Origin of the sequence: Sphingopyxis sp., from assembly GCF_016793825.1 — a bacterium.
Lineage (GTDB): Bacteria > Pseudomonadota > Alphaproteobacteria > Sphingomonadales > Sphingomonadaceae > Sphingopyxis.
Genome location: NZ_JAEULM010000010.1, coordinates 13,111 through 27,459, shown reverse-complemented (window position 1 = coordinate 27,459; position 14,349 = coordinate 13,111). Strand labels below are relative to the sequence as shown.

Below are 14,349 nucleotides of genomic sequence, written 5' to 3'. Positions count from 1 at the left end.
GCCCTTCGTCAACATGGGCTCGCTTCTGCTCGCCCCGCTCGGCGGGGCGGTCGCGTTGCTGCTGACGGGCTATCCGCTCTCGCTTCCCGTGTTCATCGGCGTGCTGATGCTGCTCGGTATCGTCGGCAAGAACAGCATCCTTCTCGTCGACTTCGCGATCGAGGAAATGGCGTCGGGGGTGCCGCGCGACGAGGCGATTGTCGACGCCGGACACAAGCGCGCGCAGCCGATCCTGATGACCACGGTCGCGATGGTCGCGGGCATGATCCCGACCGCGCTGTCGCTCACCGGCGACGGCGCATGGCGCGCGCCGATGGCGGTCACGGTGATCGGCGGGCTCATCCTGTCGACGATGCTGACACTGCTGATCGTGCCGGCGTCCTTCAGCCTCGCGGCGGGCTTCGAACGCCGGATGGTCCCGCGCTTGCGCCGCTGGTTCACGACGGGCGGCGCGCACGCCGACCCATCGCCTGCGGGCGTCACCGACATCGGCGCGGGGCAAAGCCCGGCGGCCGATCGATAGAGGAGTTAAGCTGATGGAGTTCGAGCGGGAGCATGACCTCCCCTATAGTCCGGAGCAGATATGGGCGGTCCTCGGCGATTTCGAGAACCACCGGATCTGGAATCCCTATGTCCGGATCGAGCAGCTTGCCGAGGACCCGATCGCGATCCGCTATTCGATGCGCATGGATCCGCACAAGCCCAAGTTTCTCGAAGTCTCCGCGGCGGTGCTCTCCGCGCGCCCGGGCGAGGAGCTGATACTCGACGTCAAGCCGAGCTTCATCCTCCAGTTCGAGGAGAGTTATATCCTGACGCCGACGGCGAGCGGGACGAAGTTCGTTCACCGCTATCGTTGCCGCGGGCCCTTTGCCTGGCTCCGGCTTCCCGGCATCAAGACCAGCTTCCAGCGAATGATCGCGTCGATCGACGGCATCCTGCTCAGCTACCTCAAGTCCAAATACAGCAAGCCGCCACCGCCGCCGCGACGGCCCAAGTCCAAGTTCAAAGGTGGCCGGCGATGACGAGCTTTCCGCTGCTCGCGCCGCACAAATGGCGTCCGCTCGGCGCGGCCTGGGCAATCGCCCTCCTGTCGAGCCTGGCCGTCCTCTTCGTCGGCGAGGTCATGGGCCAGGCGCCGTGCGACCTCTGCTGGTTCCAGCGTAGCTTCATGTTCCCGCTTGCGATCATTCTCGGCATCGCGGCGTTCAGGTCGGACCGCGCCATCGTTCCTTATGGGCTGGCGCTGGCTGCGGGCGGTGGTCTCGTCGCTTTCTATCATAGCCTGCTCTACGTCGGCGTCATTCCGGCCCCGATCGTCCCCTGCACCGGCGGTCCATCATGCTCGGGAGAGAGCATGGCAATCGGAGGCGTGCCGCTGCCCCTCCCGTCGCTGACCGCGTTCGCGCTCATCCTCACCCTCTTGCTCAACTTCCAAAGGAGACTGAAATCATGAACAAACGCATCGGAGTGGTGGCCACGCTTGTCGTTTCCGCACTCGCTTTCACCGGCGGCGCGATGCTCTACAGCGGAACCGCCGAGGGCGAACCCACGAAGAAGGTCGTGGCGGGGCCCGTCGACAGCCTCATTCGCCCGCATTCGCCGATCATCGGACCGAAAAATGCCCCGGTCACCATCGTCGAATTTTTCGACCCGTCGTGCGAGGCCTGCCGCGCCTTCTATCCCACGGTGAAGGGCATCGTTGCCAAATATCCCAAGGATGTGCGTCTCGTTATGCGCTACCTGCCGCTGCACCCCGGCTCGGCCGAGGCGATCGTGATCCTCGAAGCCGCCCGCGTCCAGGGCAAGCTCGAGCCGGTGACGGCCGCCCTGCTCGAAGCGCAGCCCGAATGGCACGACGGCAAGATGGACGGTGCCTGGGCGGCCGCCGAGAAGGCCGGCCTCAATGTCGCGAAGGCGCGCGCGATGCCGACAACCGATGCGATGGCCTGGATGGAGCAGGACATCGCCGACGCGCGTGCGGTCGGCGTCCGGGGCACGCCGACCTTCTTCGTCAATGGCGAGATGCTCGTCCAGCCGAGCCCCGAACAGGTCGAGGCCCGAGTCCAGGCCGCGGTAGCGGCAAAGGGCAAATGAGGGCCCGCACCCGTCCCGCTTCGTCCACGCGGGACGGGTGCCCACCATGCGGCGCGATACTGTCTCTCCCGCCATCGGCCTGTCGCATGGAGACGCCGGGTCACCGTCCGATCGGCAGCATCGGAGCCAATATTCACAGCGCATTCAAACATGAAGGGGGATTTTGAACGCCACGAAAAGGAGAGACTGACATGCGAAAACTGATGACGATCGCGGCCGCGATGCTCGCCTTCGCGCTCCCCGGAACAGCGCTTGCCCAGCACCATGGCGATCGCGGGGGATATAGCCGCGGACATGACGCGCCACGTGGTCATGACCGCGACTATCGTTCCTCACGCCACGGCGTGCCCAATTATGGCTATGATCGTGGCTATCGTGGCTACGATCCCTACTACCGCGGCCATGATCGCCGCTATGAACGGCGGGACCGCTACGAGCGGCGCTATCAGAAGCGCCGGATGCACCACCATCACCGCGGGCGTCACTGGCGCGGCTAGCCGCGACCGCGCGGGCCGGGCGAGAAACTACCGCTTCGCCCCATAGATTGAAATCGAGCCGGTCGGCGTCGGGATGACTCTCATCTCTTCGACCGCCTCGAAACCCGCGGCTTTAAGGATCACCGGGACGCAGCCCTTAGCGTTGGGTTCGGTATATTCGAACCCGTCGAGCAGCTGGATCTGTCGAAAAAGCATGCGCATCAGCAGCGAGCGCTGCTCGCCATAGTCGGCTATGAAAAGGGTCCCGCCCGGCCTCAGGAGCCTGAACATCTGCGCGGCAATCGCTTCCTTAACGGCCATCGGGCACTGGTGAAGGACCAGGCTCGATACGATCTTGTCGCATTGCCGGAGTGCGTCGATGCCGTCCAGCTCGTCGCCCATAGCCTCGAACCATCGAATCTCGGCATCGGCAACCTCAGCCTTGGCGCGCGCGATTTCCAGCACGGCGGGGTCGGGATCGACCGCCAGAACGATGCTCTCCGGCGCCGCCTGCTTGAGGGCGATCGCAAAGGTTCCCGTGCCGCACCCGATATCGACGATCCGCTCGCCCGGCCGCGGTTCGGCGAAGCGCAGCAAGTCGCTTCGCCATCTTTTCTCTCTGGTCATGAGGGCTATGGCGGCATCGTAGCGGTCGAGCGATCCGCTCTTGCCGAGTGCCGGGACGAAGTCTCTGTGTGCGTCTGACATGATGCGCCTCTACCAGGCGCGATCACGCACCGGCTTGAACGGAGAGGCTATGATTCGATGAAAAGGTCGCTTGCCCGGATACCGAACATCGCCTTGATCGTGCGGGCGAAATGCGCGCTGTCGCTGAACCCTGCCATGTGTGCGGCCTCGGTCGCGCTGCGGCGCATTCCCAATTCGTCGAAGGCGATAATCAACCTTCGCCAGAGCACAAAGCGCTGGAAGGGCATGCCGATCTCGGCGGCAAAGAGATGCCGGAAGCGGCCGAGCGAAAGGCGGCTCTCCTCCGCCACAGCCGCGAGACGGACAGAGCCCATGGGGATCAGGCGGTCAATCGAGGCGGCGGCGCGGGTGATGCGCGGATCGAGCGGGGGTCGGGCGCCTCGCGTGAGCCAGTTTTTCCAGAAGGACCGCTGTCCCGGCAGCGCGACATGAATCGGATCGGAGCAGATCAGCCGGTCTTTCAGATCTACCGGCGGACCGAAGACCACTGTCGGCTCGACGAACCATAATTCAGCCGTGGGCGCGGGGAGCAGCCGGTGCACGGTATCGGGTTCGATGAGCAAGCAACGCCCCGACAGGCGCGCGCCATCAGCATCGACCACGGTAAGCGGCTCGGCACAAAACACTGCCTGCGCCGCAAAATGGCGGTGCGCGGCGGCATCGCCAACCGAACCCGACCAGAGAGCATGATAGTCGCCGAGGCTAAGTCGGCCGTTCCAGTTGGACGTTTCGGGCATCGGGTCGCAATAGCAGGCCTAACTCGTGTGCGTAACGGGCGCCGGGTAAGCACTCTGGCTCGGAGGCTCTTTTCGGAAGCCGTCTTACGGCCAAGGAGGAGTGCGCCGACCCCGTGATGATTCCCCTCATCGACCGGGCGCTGTCTCGATGCGGCGATGTTGCCGACTGTTGTAACGATAGCCGATCCAGAGGATTGCAAGCGCGAGAAGCTGGAGCAACAACGGTTCGAGCGAAGGAAATATCCCCATCGCCGGGAAGCGGGGAAAATGAGCTAGCGGGGTGATGCCGAGGAGGCCGGCTTCCTGTAGCGCGCCCGCGCCCTTGCCGGCCAGGACAACCGCGAGGATAGCGATGAGCGAAGAGCTGTAAGCGAAAAATCTTCCGATCGGCAGGACCCGGCTGTAACGAAGCATGACCCATGCGATTGCTGCCAGGATCACCACTGCGGTTCCGGCTCCGGCGGCGATCGCGCTGCGGCTTCCTTGCGCGGCGAGAGCTGCGAAAAACAGGATGGTCTCAAAGACTTCCCGATAGACCACGAGGAAAGCGAGCCCGAACAGGAACCAGGCCGAGCGACGTGAAAGCGCTTTGCCCATCGCTTCGCGAATATAGCGCTGCCAGCTCTCCGCATGTGACTTTCCGTGCATCCAGATGCCGACCCAGACGAGAACGACTGCGGCGAAAAGCGAGCCAAATCCCTCTGTCAACTCGCGGTTCGCTCCGCTGATCGAGATTGCATAGGTCGCGACTGCCCAGGTTGCGCCGCCGGCTGCCAGGGCTGCGATCCAGCCGCCATGGACATAGGGTAGGACCTCAGGCCGTTCGGCCTTTCGTAAGAAAGCGATCATCGCCACGATGATCAGAAGCGCTTCGAGACCCTCGCGCAGCAAGATGGTAAGCGCCCCGACAAAGGTCGATGCGTCGCTGGCTGCATCGGGAGACAGTGCAGCTTCGGCATCGGCGAAAAGGGTTTCGACTGCGGCGGCTTTACCCGCGACCGCATCGACCGGCACACCTCGCGCGATGGACACGCGATAATCGGACATCGCGGATTCGATTTGCGCCATAAGGGCGGAATCGCGCGTCGTCAGGATCGGCTCAATCGGTTCGAAACCGTCGAGATAGGCGGACAGCGCGAGACGCTCTGCCTCGCTCCGATTTCCCTTGCGGTACGCGGCAAGGCTTTGCGCCAATTTGTCACGGGCAACCGCAAGCGTCGCGGGCGAAGCGGTTGTCAATGCTTGGGGATCTGAGCGCAAATAGGCGGTAAGCGCGTCGGCCTGCTCCGATCCCAGCCCACGACCAAGCACTTCCGGGCTGAGACTCGTGAAGGCTTGCAGGTCGGGGACCAGTTCGCGCGCCGCAGGGGTCTGGTTCCAGACACGCCGGCCGGCTGCGACGTCGCGAAAGGCAAATCCACCGGCATAGGCTGCTACCGCCCAGCGGTCGTCGGAGGGCAAATGGGCAAAACTGGGCATGGACGTGCCTTCGAGCCCCTGTCCTATCACCTGATAGAGCGCGAACAGACTGCGCTTGCGAGCGCGTCCGGCGTCGGTGAAATCGATAGGTGCCGGGTCGAGCCCCTTGGCCTGAGGTCCATTGCCATCGCCGCGCGCGCCGTGACAGCTGGCGCAATTTTCCAGATAGACTTGGGCTCCGCGCCGGGGATCTGGAGCGTTGCGCGGCGCGAGGGGCACAGGGTAGGCGGCGAGGAGGTCCGCCGCGAGTCCGCGCGCCTGGCCAGCCACCTTGCCGGGGTCCGCCTTCGATGCGATCGCCGTCTGGAGTTGTCCCGCTTCACTGACAAGGCGAGCCCGCGCCGGGGATACCGGAAGCGCTTCGATCCCCTTGCGAACGGTGGCGGAAAACTCGGTCATCTCGGCATATTCGACCGTGCTCGTCACCGCGCCATTCGAGACCGCTCCACCATAGTCGACCGCAACATAGTCCAGCAGGCGCCAGATGGTCTGGACTTCGCCGGCATCAGTGCGGGCCTGTGCCGTCGGCACGACGAGGCCGCAGATTGCAGCGAGCGCGATCAGCAGAGAGAGAAAGCGGCGGGCGGGGGGCATTGGCCCTATTGTCCGGGCACAGTCGACAGTTCGCGCAATTCGGTCCGCGCGCTGCGTAGAATCTCATAGGCCGAATGCAGGAAAAGCGTGGCAATGATGGCGGCGACTGCAAGGTCGGGCCAGGCTTGCCCGGTCCATGCGACGAGGCCGGCGGCGATGATCACCGCCACATTGGCGATCGCGTCGTTGCGGCTGAACAGCCACACCGCCCGGACATTGGCGTCGCCTTCGCGGAACCGCGAGAGGACCGCGGCCGAGGTGAGGTTGACGAGGAGGGCGGCGGCGCCGATGCCGCCCATCAGCTCGGCTTCGGGCGGAACCGCGGTCAGGGCACGCCACAGCGCGACGCCGATGACCCCTATGCCAAGCGACAGCAGGAACAGGCCTTGGGCTAAGGCGATACGCGTGCGGGCGAGCGCAGTCCAGCCTATCGCGACGAGGCCGGCCAACGTGATCGTGCCGTCGCCGATAAAGTCGAGCGAGTCGGCTTTCAGCGCCTGGCTGTTGGCGATGAACCCGCCGACGATCTCGATCGCGCCGAAGCCGAGATTGAGAATTACGACGATCCACAAGGCCCTTCGATAGGCGGGATCGCGTTCGGCCCTGACGGTGTCGCCCGTGCAGCCGCAATTGCTGTCGTTGCTCATTCCCCTGTTCTACATTCTACAGTAACTGTAGAAGCAAGCTGAAATCGAAACGAGACTGAGAGGAAGGGAGATGGCGCGCGACACGCGGCTGCCGATCGGCGGCCTGGCGAAACGCACCGGCACCAAGGTAAACACGATCCGCTTCTATGAGGATATCGGATTGCTGCCTTGCGCAGCGCGCACAGCCTCTGGCCGGCGCACCTACGGGGATGAGGATGTCGGGCGCCTCGCATTCATCCGCAATGCCCGCGGCCTCGGCTTTTCGATCGATGAAATCCGGTCGTTGACGGCGCTGGCCTTGGGGCCGGGGCAGGACTGCGCCGAAATCCGCGCAGTTGCGGCGCGTCACCTGCTCGATGTCGATGAAAAGCTGGAACGGATGGCGCGGCTCCGTGCTGAACTTGCCCGTATCGTCCAGCTCTGCGATGGCGGGCCGGTGTCGGATTGCCGGGTCATCGAGGCCATCGCCGCCGGAAATGCCTAGCCGCCGCGCTATCGGGACTGTCGGCGGCTTGCGGCTCAGCCGCAGCAACTGCCCTTGCCGCCGTCAACCTGTATTGGCGGGCAGGGTACCGTGCCATAGGAACAGAAGACACAGCAGTCTCCTGGCAGCGGCTTGAGCAGCGCGCCGCATCCCTTGCAGTCGTAGAAATACTGACACGCATCGGTGGGCATGATTTCGTCGGCGATTTGACCGCAGAGCGGACACGTCAGCGTCGATTGCAGGACCGGCGAGGGATCAAGCATAGCGATAGCCGAGCCAGAGGAGGACGGCGGCGAGGAGCAGTCCGATCAGGGTCACAAAGCGCAGCGACGCGGGCACGCACAGGCCATCGGCGCCGCAGCGCGCCGCGCGCATCTGCTGGCGCGCCAGCAGGACGCCACCGGCGACGAGCGAAATTGCGCCGAATGCGACGAACCAGAGCCGGTAGGGCGCGGCCGGGACCGCTATGCCGACGAGCCAGGCGGACCCGAGCCCCGCCGAGGCCAGCAGCATGGGGAGGGCGCAGCAGGTGGCTGCGAGAAAGCCCGATGCGATCCCGCCAAGCGCCAGCGAAATGGCCCCAAATCCTTTTGGACGCCTTGCATCTCCAGCCAAATTCAAACTCCTTGTTTCGCGGTAGCGGCAAGTCTACCATCTGTAGTGACTACAGATGCAAGCGGAATCGCAATGGCCCCCTCAAGCACCATCCCCATCGGCGAGCTTTCTCGGCTTACCGGCTGCAATATCGAGACGATCCGCTATTATGAGCGCATCGGCATTCTGCCCGCGCCGGTCCGGTACGGGCGATTTCGCCGTTATGATTCAGCTGGTGTGCGGCGCCTTGCATTTGTGCGCCGCGCGCGCGAACTGGGGTTTCCCCTCGATACGGTCCGGACTTTGCTCCTTCTTGCCGAAGGCGGCGGCCATAGCTGCGATCAGGCGCGCCATATGGCCGAGAGCCAGCTTGCCGACGTCCTCGCCAAGCGCGCCGACCTCGACCGGATGGCCGCTGTCTTGGGCGATCTTGTCGAGGCGTGCGGCGCCGGCGATGCCGGGGGCTGCCCGCTTCTGGAGGCGCTGTCCGACTAGGTTCGAGTACAGCCGTCTTCCGCCAGCGCCCCAAAGCAGCCATTGCGCGCGGCAACTAGGGCCACCGCGCGCAATGGCGGCGCGTTACGGCGCCTTGTCGAGCTTGGTGATCGTCCCGGCCTTGCCGTCCCAATTGAGCTCGAACGCGACCTTGTCGCCGACCTTGATGTCCTTCAGCAGCTCGGGTTTCGCCGCAAAACCCATCGTCATCGGCGGCCATTCGAGTTCGGCGATCGCGCCATGATCGAGCGTGACCTGGCCTTTTGCCGTATCGATCGCGGTCACGGTCGCCGTGCCCTTGCCATGCTTCGTTTCGGCCGGGGCCGCCATGGTCCCTGTGTCATCGGCCATCGCGGCCTTTTCTTCCGTCTTCGGTGCTTCGCCTTGCTTGCCGCAGGCGACAAGTCCAGCGCCGAGCGCAAGGCTGAGCGTAATCGCAGTGAGTTTATTCATGTCGTTTCTCCTTCGGGTTGGACGGGATGAGCCGCACGCCTTCGCATCAGCAGATAGGCGGCGGGAATGATAAGCATCGACAGCAGCGGCGCGGTGAGCATGCCGCCGATCATCGGCGCGGCGATGCGGCTCATCACTTCGGAGCCGGTGCCGGTCCCGACGAGGATCGGGAACAGGCCCGCGAGGATAACCGCAACGGTCATCGCCTTCGGGCGGACGCGGAGCAGCGCGCCTTCGCGAACCGCGGCCAATATGTCGCCATCGCCGCGATCGGCGAGCGCATGCTTGAGGTAGATGAGCATGACGACCCCGAACTCGGCGGCGACGCCGGCGAGCGCGATGAACCCGACCGCGCTCGCGACCGACTGGTTGTAACCGAGCAGATAGAGCAGCCAGAGCCCGCCGGTGAGTGCAAAGGGCAAGGTCGCCATGATGAGCAGCGCCTCGTCCCAGCGGCGGAAGGTGAGGTAGAGCAGGATGAAGATGATCGCGAGCGTGACCGGCACGACCACCTTCATCCGCTCGGTCGCACGAACGAGGAACTCGAACTGCCCGGTGTAGGAGATGCTGACGCCGGGGGGCAGCTCGACATCGCGCGCGATCGCCCGCTGGATGTCGTGCACCAGACCCTGCAAATCGCGGCCGCGGCTGTCGACATAGATCCAGGTCACCGGGCGGCCATTCTCGCTGCGCAGCATCGGCGGCCCGTCGCTGACCTTGACGCTCGCCACCGTCCCGAGCGTGATCTGCTGGCGCGACGGCGTCAGGATCGGAAGGGCCGCGAGCTCGCCGATGCTGTCGCGCATCTCGCGTGGATAGCGGACGCTGATCGGATAGCGCGCGAGCCCCTCGACCGTCTGGCCGATCGTCTCGCCGCCGATCGCGCCCGCGACGATCGCCTGCACGTCGGCGACGTTGAGACCATAGCGCCCCGCGGCGGCGCGATCGATGTCGACGTCGATATAACGGCCGCCAGTCAGGCGCTCGGCCAGCGCCGAGGCGACGCCGGGGACGGTCCTGACTACGCCCTCGATGCGCTTCGCGGTGCGGTCGATCTCGGCAAGATCCGAGCCCGCGACCTTGATGCCGACCGGGCTTTTGATCCCGGTCGCGAGCATGTCGATGCGGTTGCGGATCGGCGGGATCCAGAAATTGGCGAGCCCAGGGACCCGGACCCGCGCGTCGAGCTCCTCGATCAATTTCTCCTCGGTCATGCCGGGGCGCCACTGGTCCTTCGGCTTGAAGCGGATCGTCGTCTCGAACATCTCGAGCGGCGCGGGGTCGGTGGCGCTGTCGGCGCGGCCCGCCTTGCCGAACACGCTTTCGACCTCTGGCACCGTCTTGATCAGCCGATCGGTCTGCTGGAGCAGGCTCGACGCCCGCGCTGCTGAGATGCCGGGAAGCGCTGAGGGCATGTAGAGGAGATCGCCCTCATGCATCTGCGGCATGAACTCGCCGCCGATCTGGGTCATCGGCCAGAGGCTGGTGGCGAAGACGAGGCCGGCGATGAGGAGCGCCTTTTTCGGCCGTTCGAGCACCCAGTCGAGTGCCGGGCGATAGGCGCGGGTCAGCCAGCGGTTGACCGGATTGGCCTGTTCGGCCGGGATCTTTCCGCGGATCAGCCAGCCCATCAGCACCGGGATGAGCGTGATCGAGAGGATCGCAGCGGCCGCCATCGCATAGGTCTTGGTGAAGGCGAGCGGCGCGAAGAGCCGCCCTTCCTGGCCTTCGAGCGTGAAGATCGGCAAGAAGGAGAAGGTGATAATGAGAAGGCTGAGGAACAGCGCCGGGCCGACCTCGGCGGCGGCATCGGTGATGACGCGCCAGCGCTCGGCGCCCTTCAATTCCTCGCCCGGATGATCGCGCTCCCAATGTTCGAGATGCTTGTGGGCATTTTCGATCATCACCACCGCCGCATCGACCATCGCGCCGACCGCGATCGCGATGCCGCCGAGCGACAGGATATTGGCGTTGAGCCCCTGCAGCCGCATGACGATGAAGGCGATGAGGATGCCGAGCGGCAGGGTCAGGACGGCGACCAGCGCCGACCGGGCGTGCCACAGGAACAGCGCGCAGACGAGCCCGACGATGATGAATTCTTCGACGAGCTTCGAGGTGAGATTGTCGACCGCACGATCGATCAGCCCCGAACGGTCGTAGGTGGTGACGATCTCGACCCCCGGCGGCAGGCTGCGCTTGAGCTCGGCGAGCTTGGCGCGCACGCCGTCGATGACCTCGCGGGCATTCTTGCCCTCGCGCATGACGATCACGCCGCCCGCGACCTCGCCCTCGCCATTGAGTTCGGCGATGCCGCGCCGCGTGTCGGGGCCGATCTGGACCGTCGCAACATCGCCGACCGTCACCGGGATGCCGCCGCCGGCGGTGCGGATCGGGACGCTGCGGAAATCGTCGAGCGATTTCAGATAGCCGCCCGCGCGCACGATATATTCGGCCTCGGCGAGTTCGAGGCTGCCGCCGCCGCTTTCCTGGTTTGCGCGCTTGAGGGCGTCTGCCACGTCGGTTGCGGTCACGCCGAAGGCGGCAAGCTTCTGCGGATCGACGATGATCTGATATTGGCGCACCATGCCGCCGATGCTCGCGACCTCGGCGACGCCCGGCACTGACTTCAGTTCGAAGCGCAGGAACCAGTCCTGGAGGCTGCGGAGCTCGGCAAGATCGTGGCGGCCGCTTTTGTCGACGAGCGCATATTCATAGATCCACCCGACCCCGGTCGCGTCGGGACCGATGCTCGCGCGCGCGCCCTCGGGGAGACGGCTTTGCACCTGGCTCAGATATTCGAGCACGCGGCTGCGCGCCCAATAGGGATCGGTGCCGTCGTCGAACAGGACATAGACGAAGCTGTCGCCGACGAAGCTGTAGCCGCGCACCACGCGCGCGCCCGGCACCGAGAGCATCGTCGTCGTGATCGGATAGGTGACCTGGTCCTCGACGATCCGCGGTGCCTGTCCCGCATAGCTGGTGCGGACGATGACCTGGACGTCCGACAGGTCGGGCAGGGCGTCGACCGGAGTCGTGCGCACCGCGGCGATCCCGAGCAAGGTCAGGATCAGCGCCGAAGCGACGACAAGCCCGCGCGCCGCGACCGAGGCGCGAATAATGCGTGCGATCATTGCGCTGGCTCCAGCGGACGAACCGTGAGACCGGTCAGGCTCGCCTCGGAGTCGAGCAGGAACTGGCCCGACGCGACGACCTTCTCGCCGGGGGCGAGCCCTCGCAATATCTCGGTCTTGCCGCCGCCTTCGCGTCCGGCGACCACTTCGGCGGGATGGTAGCGTCCGTCGCCCTTCTCGAGCATCACGATGCTGCGCGTGCCGGTGCGGATCACCGCTTCGCTTGGCACCAGCAGCGTTGGCTTGGCGTCCCCGCCGAGCGCGACGACGGCGAACATGCCGGGGCGTAGGCGACCGCCGCGGTTGGCGAGCTCGATGCGCACTGTCAGCGTCCGGCTGTCCGCCGCTGCGGTCGGCAGGATCGCGACGACCCGCCCGGTAAAAGCCTCGCCGGGAAAGGCGGTGAGGTTCGCGGTGGCAGGTTGGCCGATCTTCACCAGTCCGGCCTGCGCTTCGGGGAGCGCGGCATTGAGCCACACCGTTCCAAGTCCCGAGATTTCGGCAAGTGTCTGCCCCGAGGCGAGAGTCACGCCTGCACGGGCATTGAGCGTCTGGACCACGCCGCCGATCGGCGCGCGCACCGTCAGTCTGCCGCCGGTCCGTCCGCTCCGGTCGACCTCGGCGATCACGCCTTCGGGCATGCCCATCAGCCGCAGCCGCTGCCGCGCGGCCGCCGTGAGTTCAGGTTTGCCGAGCTTCTTGACGCTCAGATATTCGGTCTGGGCGCTGCCCCATTCAGGCAATTGCAATTCGGCGATCGGCGCACCGGCGCCGATGACATCGCCAGGCGCGAGGCGATAGACGCGTTCGACGAAGCCGCCCGAGCGCGCCTGGACGATCGCGACATCGCGCTGGTTGAAATCCACACTGCCATTGACGTCGAAGGTTGCGGCAAGGCTCCCCATTTCGGCCGCGACCACTCTTATGCCGAGGCTCTGACGCGCCGACGGGTCAATCGACACGCCGGGCGCCGCGCCGCCACCCTCGTCGGCATATTTGGGCTCGAGCTGCATGTCCATGAAGGGCGACTTGCCGGGCTTGTCGAACTTCTGGTTCGGGAACATCGGATCATAATAGTAGAGGATCTTGCGCCCGCCGCTTGCCGTCTCGGTTGGTGCATCGCTCTTGCCGCTCTGTCCCAACCAATAACCGCCGCCGCCCGCGATCAGCACCGTGGCCAGGATTGCGACGCGCCAGCGCGCCGCTGATGTTGCATCGGTCATCGACCTGCCTCCCCATAGATATAATTGATCCGGATCGCGTCGCGCGCGACCTCGGCTTCGCGCGCGAGCGCATCGACTTCGGCCTCGGCCAGCGCGAGCGTCGACAGCAGCGCGGTCCCGAGGTCGAGCTTTCCGGCGGCGTAACTGGCAAGATCGAGTTCGGCGCGCTTCTTCGCGAGCGGCACCAGCCGCGTGCGCGCATTGCCGAGCTGTTCATGATGCATGCGGTGATCGGCGAGATCGGCGTCGAGCGCCGCCGCGATATCGCGCTTGGCGGCCTCGCGGTCGAGCCGCGCGCGCGTCGCTTCGCTGGCGCGCGCGGCAATCTTCGGGTCCTGCCGCTTCTTCGAGAAAAAGGGCAGGTCGACGGTAACCCCAACCGTGACGAGATCGCCATAAGCGGGTTCGCGCCGGCCATAGGCCGCATTAACGCTCCAGTCGGGCCGCTTGTCGGCGCGTGCGAGACCGGTTTCGGCGTCGGCCGCGAGGGCGCGGGCATCGAGTGCTCTGAGCTTTGGCAGGGCGTCGATGCCGGCGCGCAATCCTTGTTCGTCGATCGACTGCGGCGGCAAGTCGCCGAGCGTGTCGGCGGCGGGGTCGCCGGTGAAGCGGGCGAGCTGCGCGCGGGCGCGGGCGATCTCGGCGGCGAGCGCGCTGCGGCGATCGTTGATCGCGGCGCGAAGCTGATCGGGTTCGAGCGCCTGCGCCGGGCGCGCCGCACCGCTGGCAAGCCGCGCCGTCACGGTCGATTGAAGGTCCTCGAGGCCGCTATCGAGCAGGTCGAGTTCCTTCAGCTCCTTCTTGGCATAATAGAGATCGACCCAGGCGAGCGCGGTCGCGAGCCTGATGTCCTGCGCGGTGACCGCTTCGTCGGCGCGGGCGATTCCAATGTCGGCCTGCGCGCGGGTCGCGCGCGCGCGGCGTTTGGCGGGGTTCGGAAAATCCTGGCTGACGCCGATGACCTGCATCGTGAAATCGTCGCGATTGAACCGGCCCGCGTCGGGTCCGGTCACCGGGAAATCCTGGAGGACGATATTGAGTTTCGGGTCGGGCAGCCGGTCGGCGGCGATCGCCGCCGATTGGGCGGCGTCGACGCCCGCTTCGCGGCTTTGCAGTTCGGGTGCCTCCGATGCTGCTCGGCTGAGCGCCGAATCGAGCGTCATCGGCTCGGCGTGAAGAGCCGAGGGCAGCGCAAGCAAGGCTGCCGTAAAATATGGGCGCATGATGTCCCCCT

General features: G+C 65.6%; 17 protein-coding genes. 7 read left to right on the top strand and 10 right to left on the bottom strand.

Annotated elements, in window-relative coordinates; all coding sequences use genetic code 11:
- From JNM03_RS02165 to JNM03_RS02145, 5 genes are all read left to right on the top strand, one after another.
- A partial coding sequence (locus JNM03_RS02165; RefSeq protein ID WP_294034001.1) for an efflux RND transporter permease subunit occupies window positions 1-523 on the top strand: 523 nt, incomplete at its 5' end.
- Between the two features lie 13 nt (window positions 524-536).
- The gene (locus JNM03_RS02160) at window positions 537-1,022 is read left to right on the top strand and encodes an SRPBCC family protein (RefSeq protein WP_003046480.1); all 486 of its coding nucleotides are present in this window, start codon (window positions 537-539) and stop codon (window positions 1,020-1,022) included.
- Window positions 1,019-1,453, top strand: coding sequence for a disulfide bond formation protein B (locus JNM03_RS02155; RefSeq protein WP_003046478.1), 435 nt, complete (start codon window positions 1,019-1,021; stop codon window positions 1,451-1,453). Before JNM03_RS02160 ends, JNM03_RS02155 begins: the two co-directional genes overlap by 4 nt.
- Window positions 1,450-2,094: a thioredoxin domain-containing protein gene (locus JNM03_RS02150; protein WP_003046475.1), complete on the top strand. Its 645-nt coding sequence runs from the start codon at window positions 1,450-1,452 to the stop codon at window positions 2,092-2,094. Before JNM03_RS02155 ends, JNM03_RS02150 begins: the two co-directional genes overlap by 4 nt.
- Before the next feature lie 191 nt (window positions 2,095-2,285).
- Window positions 2,286-2,591, top strand: coding sequence for a hypothetical protein (locus JNM03_RS02145; RefSeq protein ID WP_003046472.1), 306 nt, complete (start codon window positions 2,286-2,288; stop codon window positions 2,589-2,591).
- A gap of 27 nt (window positions 2,592-2,618) precedes the next feature.
- Here the strand turns inward: JNM03_RS02145 and JNM03_RS02140 are convergent, their stop codons facing one another.
- The 4 genes from JNM03_RS02140 to JNM03_RS02125 all read right to left on the bottom strand — a co-directional run bounded on the left by JNM03_RS02140 (window position 2,619) and on the right by JNM03_RS02125 (window position 6,735).
- Window positions 2,619-3,278 (bottom strand): class I SAM-dependent methyltransferase, encoded by a 660-nt coding sequence (locus tag JNM03_RS02140; protein ID WP_037553277.1) that lies wholly within the window; start codon window positions 3,276-3,278, stop codon window positions 2,619-2,621.
- A 47-nt stretch (window positions 3,279-3,325) separates the two neighbouring features.
- Window positions 3,326-4,015, bottom strand: coding sequence for an AraC family transcriptional regulator (locus tag JNM03_RS02135; protein WP_003046466.1), 690 nt, complete (start codon window positions 4,013-4,015; stop codon window positions 3,326-3,328).
- Window positions 4,016-4,141: 126 nt separating this feature from the next.
- Window positions 4,142-6,088, bottom strand: coding sequence for a cytochrome c/FTR1 family iron permease (locus JNM03_RS02130; protein ID WP_003046463.1), 1,947 nt, complete (start codon window positions 6,086-6,088; stop codon window positions 4,142-4,144).
- Window positions 6,089-6,093: 5 nt separating this feature from the next.
- A complete protein-coding gene (locus tag JNM03_RS02125) occupies window positions 6,094-6,735 on the bottom strand; it encodes a cation transporter (RefSeq protein ID WP_037553278.1) in 642 nt (213 codons plus the stop codon).
- Window positions 6,736-6,805: 70 nt separating this feature from the next.
- Between JNM03_RS02125 and JNM03_RS02120 the strand changes: the two genes are divergently transcribed.
- Window positions 6,806-7,219 carry a helix-turn-helix domain-containing protein gene (locus tag JNM03_RS02120; RefSeq protein WP_003046458.1) on the top strand — a complete coding sequence of 138 codons (414 nt, stop codon included), beginning with the start codon at window positions 6,806-6,808 and terminating at the stop codon, window positions 7,217-7,219.
- Window positions 7,220-7,254: 35 nt separating this feature from the next.
- Here the strand turns inward: JNM03_RS02120 and JNM03_RS02115 are convergent, their stop codons facing one another.
- Together JNM03_RS02115 and JNM03_RS02110 are read right to left on the bottom strand one after the other, a co-directional pair.
- The gene (locus JNM03_RS02115; RefSeq protein WP_081611194.1) at window positions 7,255-7,482 is read right to left on the bottom strand and encodes a GDCCVxC domain-containing (seleno)protein; all 228 of its coding nucleotides are present in this window, start codon (window positions 7,480-7,482) and stop codon (window positions 7,255-7,257) included.
- The gene (locus tag JNM03_RS02110) at window positions 7,475-7,834 is read right to left on the bottom strand and encodes a mercuric ion transport protein, MerT (protein WP_051066412.1); all 360 of its coding nucleotides are present in this window, start codon (window positions 7,832-7,834) and stop codon (window positions 7,475-7,477) included. Before JNM03_RS02110 ends, JNM03_RS02115 begins: the two co-directional genes overlap by 8 nt.
- Window positions 7,835-7,906: 72 nt before the next feature.
- Between JNM03_RS02110 and JNM03_RS02105 the strand changes: the two genes are divergently transcribed.
- Window positions 7,907-8,308 carry a helix-turn-helix domain-containing protein gene (locus JNM03_RS02105; RefSeq protein ID WP_003046453.1) on the top strand — a complete coding sequence of 134 codons (402 nt, stop codon included), beginning with the start codon at window positions 7,907-7,909 and terminating at the stop codon, window positions 8,306-8,308.
- Between the two features lie 84 nt (window positions 8,309-8,392).
- Here the strand turns inward: JNM03_RS02105 and JNM03_RS02100 are convergent, their stop codons facing one another.
- The 4 genes from JNM03_RS02100 to JNM03_RS02085 are packed head-to-tail and all read right to left on the bottom strand — an operon-like array spanning window position 8,393 to window position 14,338.
- Window positions 8,393-8,761 (bottom strand): copper-binding protein, encoded by a 369-nt coding sequence (locus JNM03_RS02100; RefSeq protein WP_003046451.1) that lies wholly within the window; start codon window positions 8,759-8,761, stop codon window positions 8,393-8,395.
- Window positions 8,758-11,892 carry an efflux RND transporter permease subunit gene (locus JNM03_RS02095; protein WP_294033996.1) on the bottom strand — a complete coding sequence of 1,045 codons (3,135 nt, stop codon included), beginning with the start codon at window positions 11,890-11,892 and terminating at the stop codon, window positions 8,758-8,760. The genes JNM03_RS02100 and JNM03_RS02095 overlap by 4 nt, the downstream gene beginning before the upstream one ends.
- Window positions 11,889-13,115: an efflux RND transporter periplasmic adaptor subunit gene (locus tag JNM03_RS02090; RefSeq protein WP_039578955.1), complete on the bottom strand. Its 1,227-nt coding sequence runs from the start codon at window positions 13,113-13,115 to the stop codon at window positions 11,889-11,891. Before JNM03_RS02090 ends, JNM03_RS02095 begins: the two co-directional genes overlap by 4 nt.
- Window positions 13,112-14,338 carry a TolC family protein gene (locus JNM03_RS02085; RefSeq protein ID WP_294033995.1) on the bottom strand — a complete coding sequence of 409 codons (1,227 nt, stop codon included), beginning with the start codon at window positions 14,336-14,338 and terminating at the stop codon, window positions 13,112-13,114. The genes JNM03_RS02090 and JNM03_RS02085 overlap by 4 nt, the downstream gene beginning before the upstream one ends.
- Window positions 14,339-14,349: the final 11 nt, after the last annotated feature.

Excerpts from the sequence above, each read along its gene's own strand:
- JNM03_RS02095 (WP_294033996.1), bottom strand. The coding sequence starts at position 11,892 with ATGATCGCACGCATTATTCGCGCCTCGGTCGCGGCGCGCGGGCTTGTC.
- JNM03_RS02135 (WP_003046466.1), bottom strand. The coding sequence starts at position 4,015 with ATGCCCGAAACGTCCAACTGGAACGGCCGACTTAGCCTCGGCGACTAT.
- JNM03_RS02090 (WP_039578955.1), bottom strand. The coding sequence starts at position 13,115 with ATGACCGATGCAACATCAGCGGCGCGCTGGCGCGTCGCAATCCTGGCC.
- JNM03_RS02105 (WP_003046453.1), top strand. The coding sequence starts at position 7,907 with ATGGCCCCCTCAAGCACCATCCCCATCGGCGAGCTTTCTCGGCTTACC.
- JNM03_RS02120 (WP_003046458.1), top strand. The coding sequence starts at position 6,806 with ATGGCGCGCGACACGCGGCTGCCGATCGGCGGCCTGGCGAAACGCACC.
- JNM03_RS02130 (WP_003046463.1), bottom strand. The coding sequence starts at position 6,088 with ATGCCCCCCGCCCGCCGCTTTCTCTCTCTGCTGATCGCGCTCGCTGCA.
- JNM03_RS02140 (WP_037553277.1), bottom strand. The coding sequence starts at position 3,278 with ATGTCAGACGCACACAGAGACTTCGTCCCGGCACTCGGCAAGAGCGGA.
- JNM03_RS02125 (WP_037553278.1), bottom strand. The coding sequence starts at position 6,735 with ATGAGCAACGACAGCAATTGCGGCTGCACGGGCGACACCGTCAGGGCC.
- JNM03_RS02115 (WP_081611194.1), bottom strand. The coding sequence starts at position 7,482 with ATGCTTGATCCCTCGCCGGTCCTGCAATCGACGCTGACGTGTCCGCTC.
- JNM03_RS02160 (WP_003046480.1), top strand. The coding sequence starts at position 537 with ATGGAGTTCGAGCGGGAGCATGACCTCCCCTATAGTCCGGAGCAGATA.
- JNM03_RS02085 (WP_294033995.1), bottom strand. The coding sequence starts at position 14,338 with ATGCGCCCATATTTTACGGCAGCCTTGCTTGCGCTGCCCTCGGCTCTT.
- JNM03_RS02150 (WP_003046475.1), top strand. The coding sequence starts at position 1,450 with ATGAACAAACGCATCGGAGTGGTGGCCACGCTTGTCGTTTCCGCACTC.
- JNM03_RS02100 (WP_003046451.1), bottom strand. The coding sequence starts at position 8,761 with ATGAATAAACTCACTGCGATTACGCTCAGCCTTGCGCTCGGCGCTGGA.
- JNM03_RS02155 (WP_003046478.1), top strand. The coding sequence starts at position 1,019 with ATGACGAGCTTTCCGCTGCTCGCGCCGCACAAATGGCGTCCGCTCGGC.
- JNM03_RS02145 (WP_003046472.1), top strand. The coding sequence starts at position 2,286 with ATGCGAAAACTGATGACGATCGCGGCCGCGATGCTCGCCTTCGCGCTC.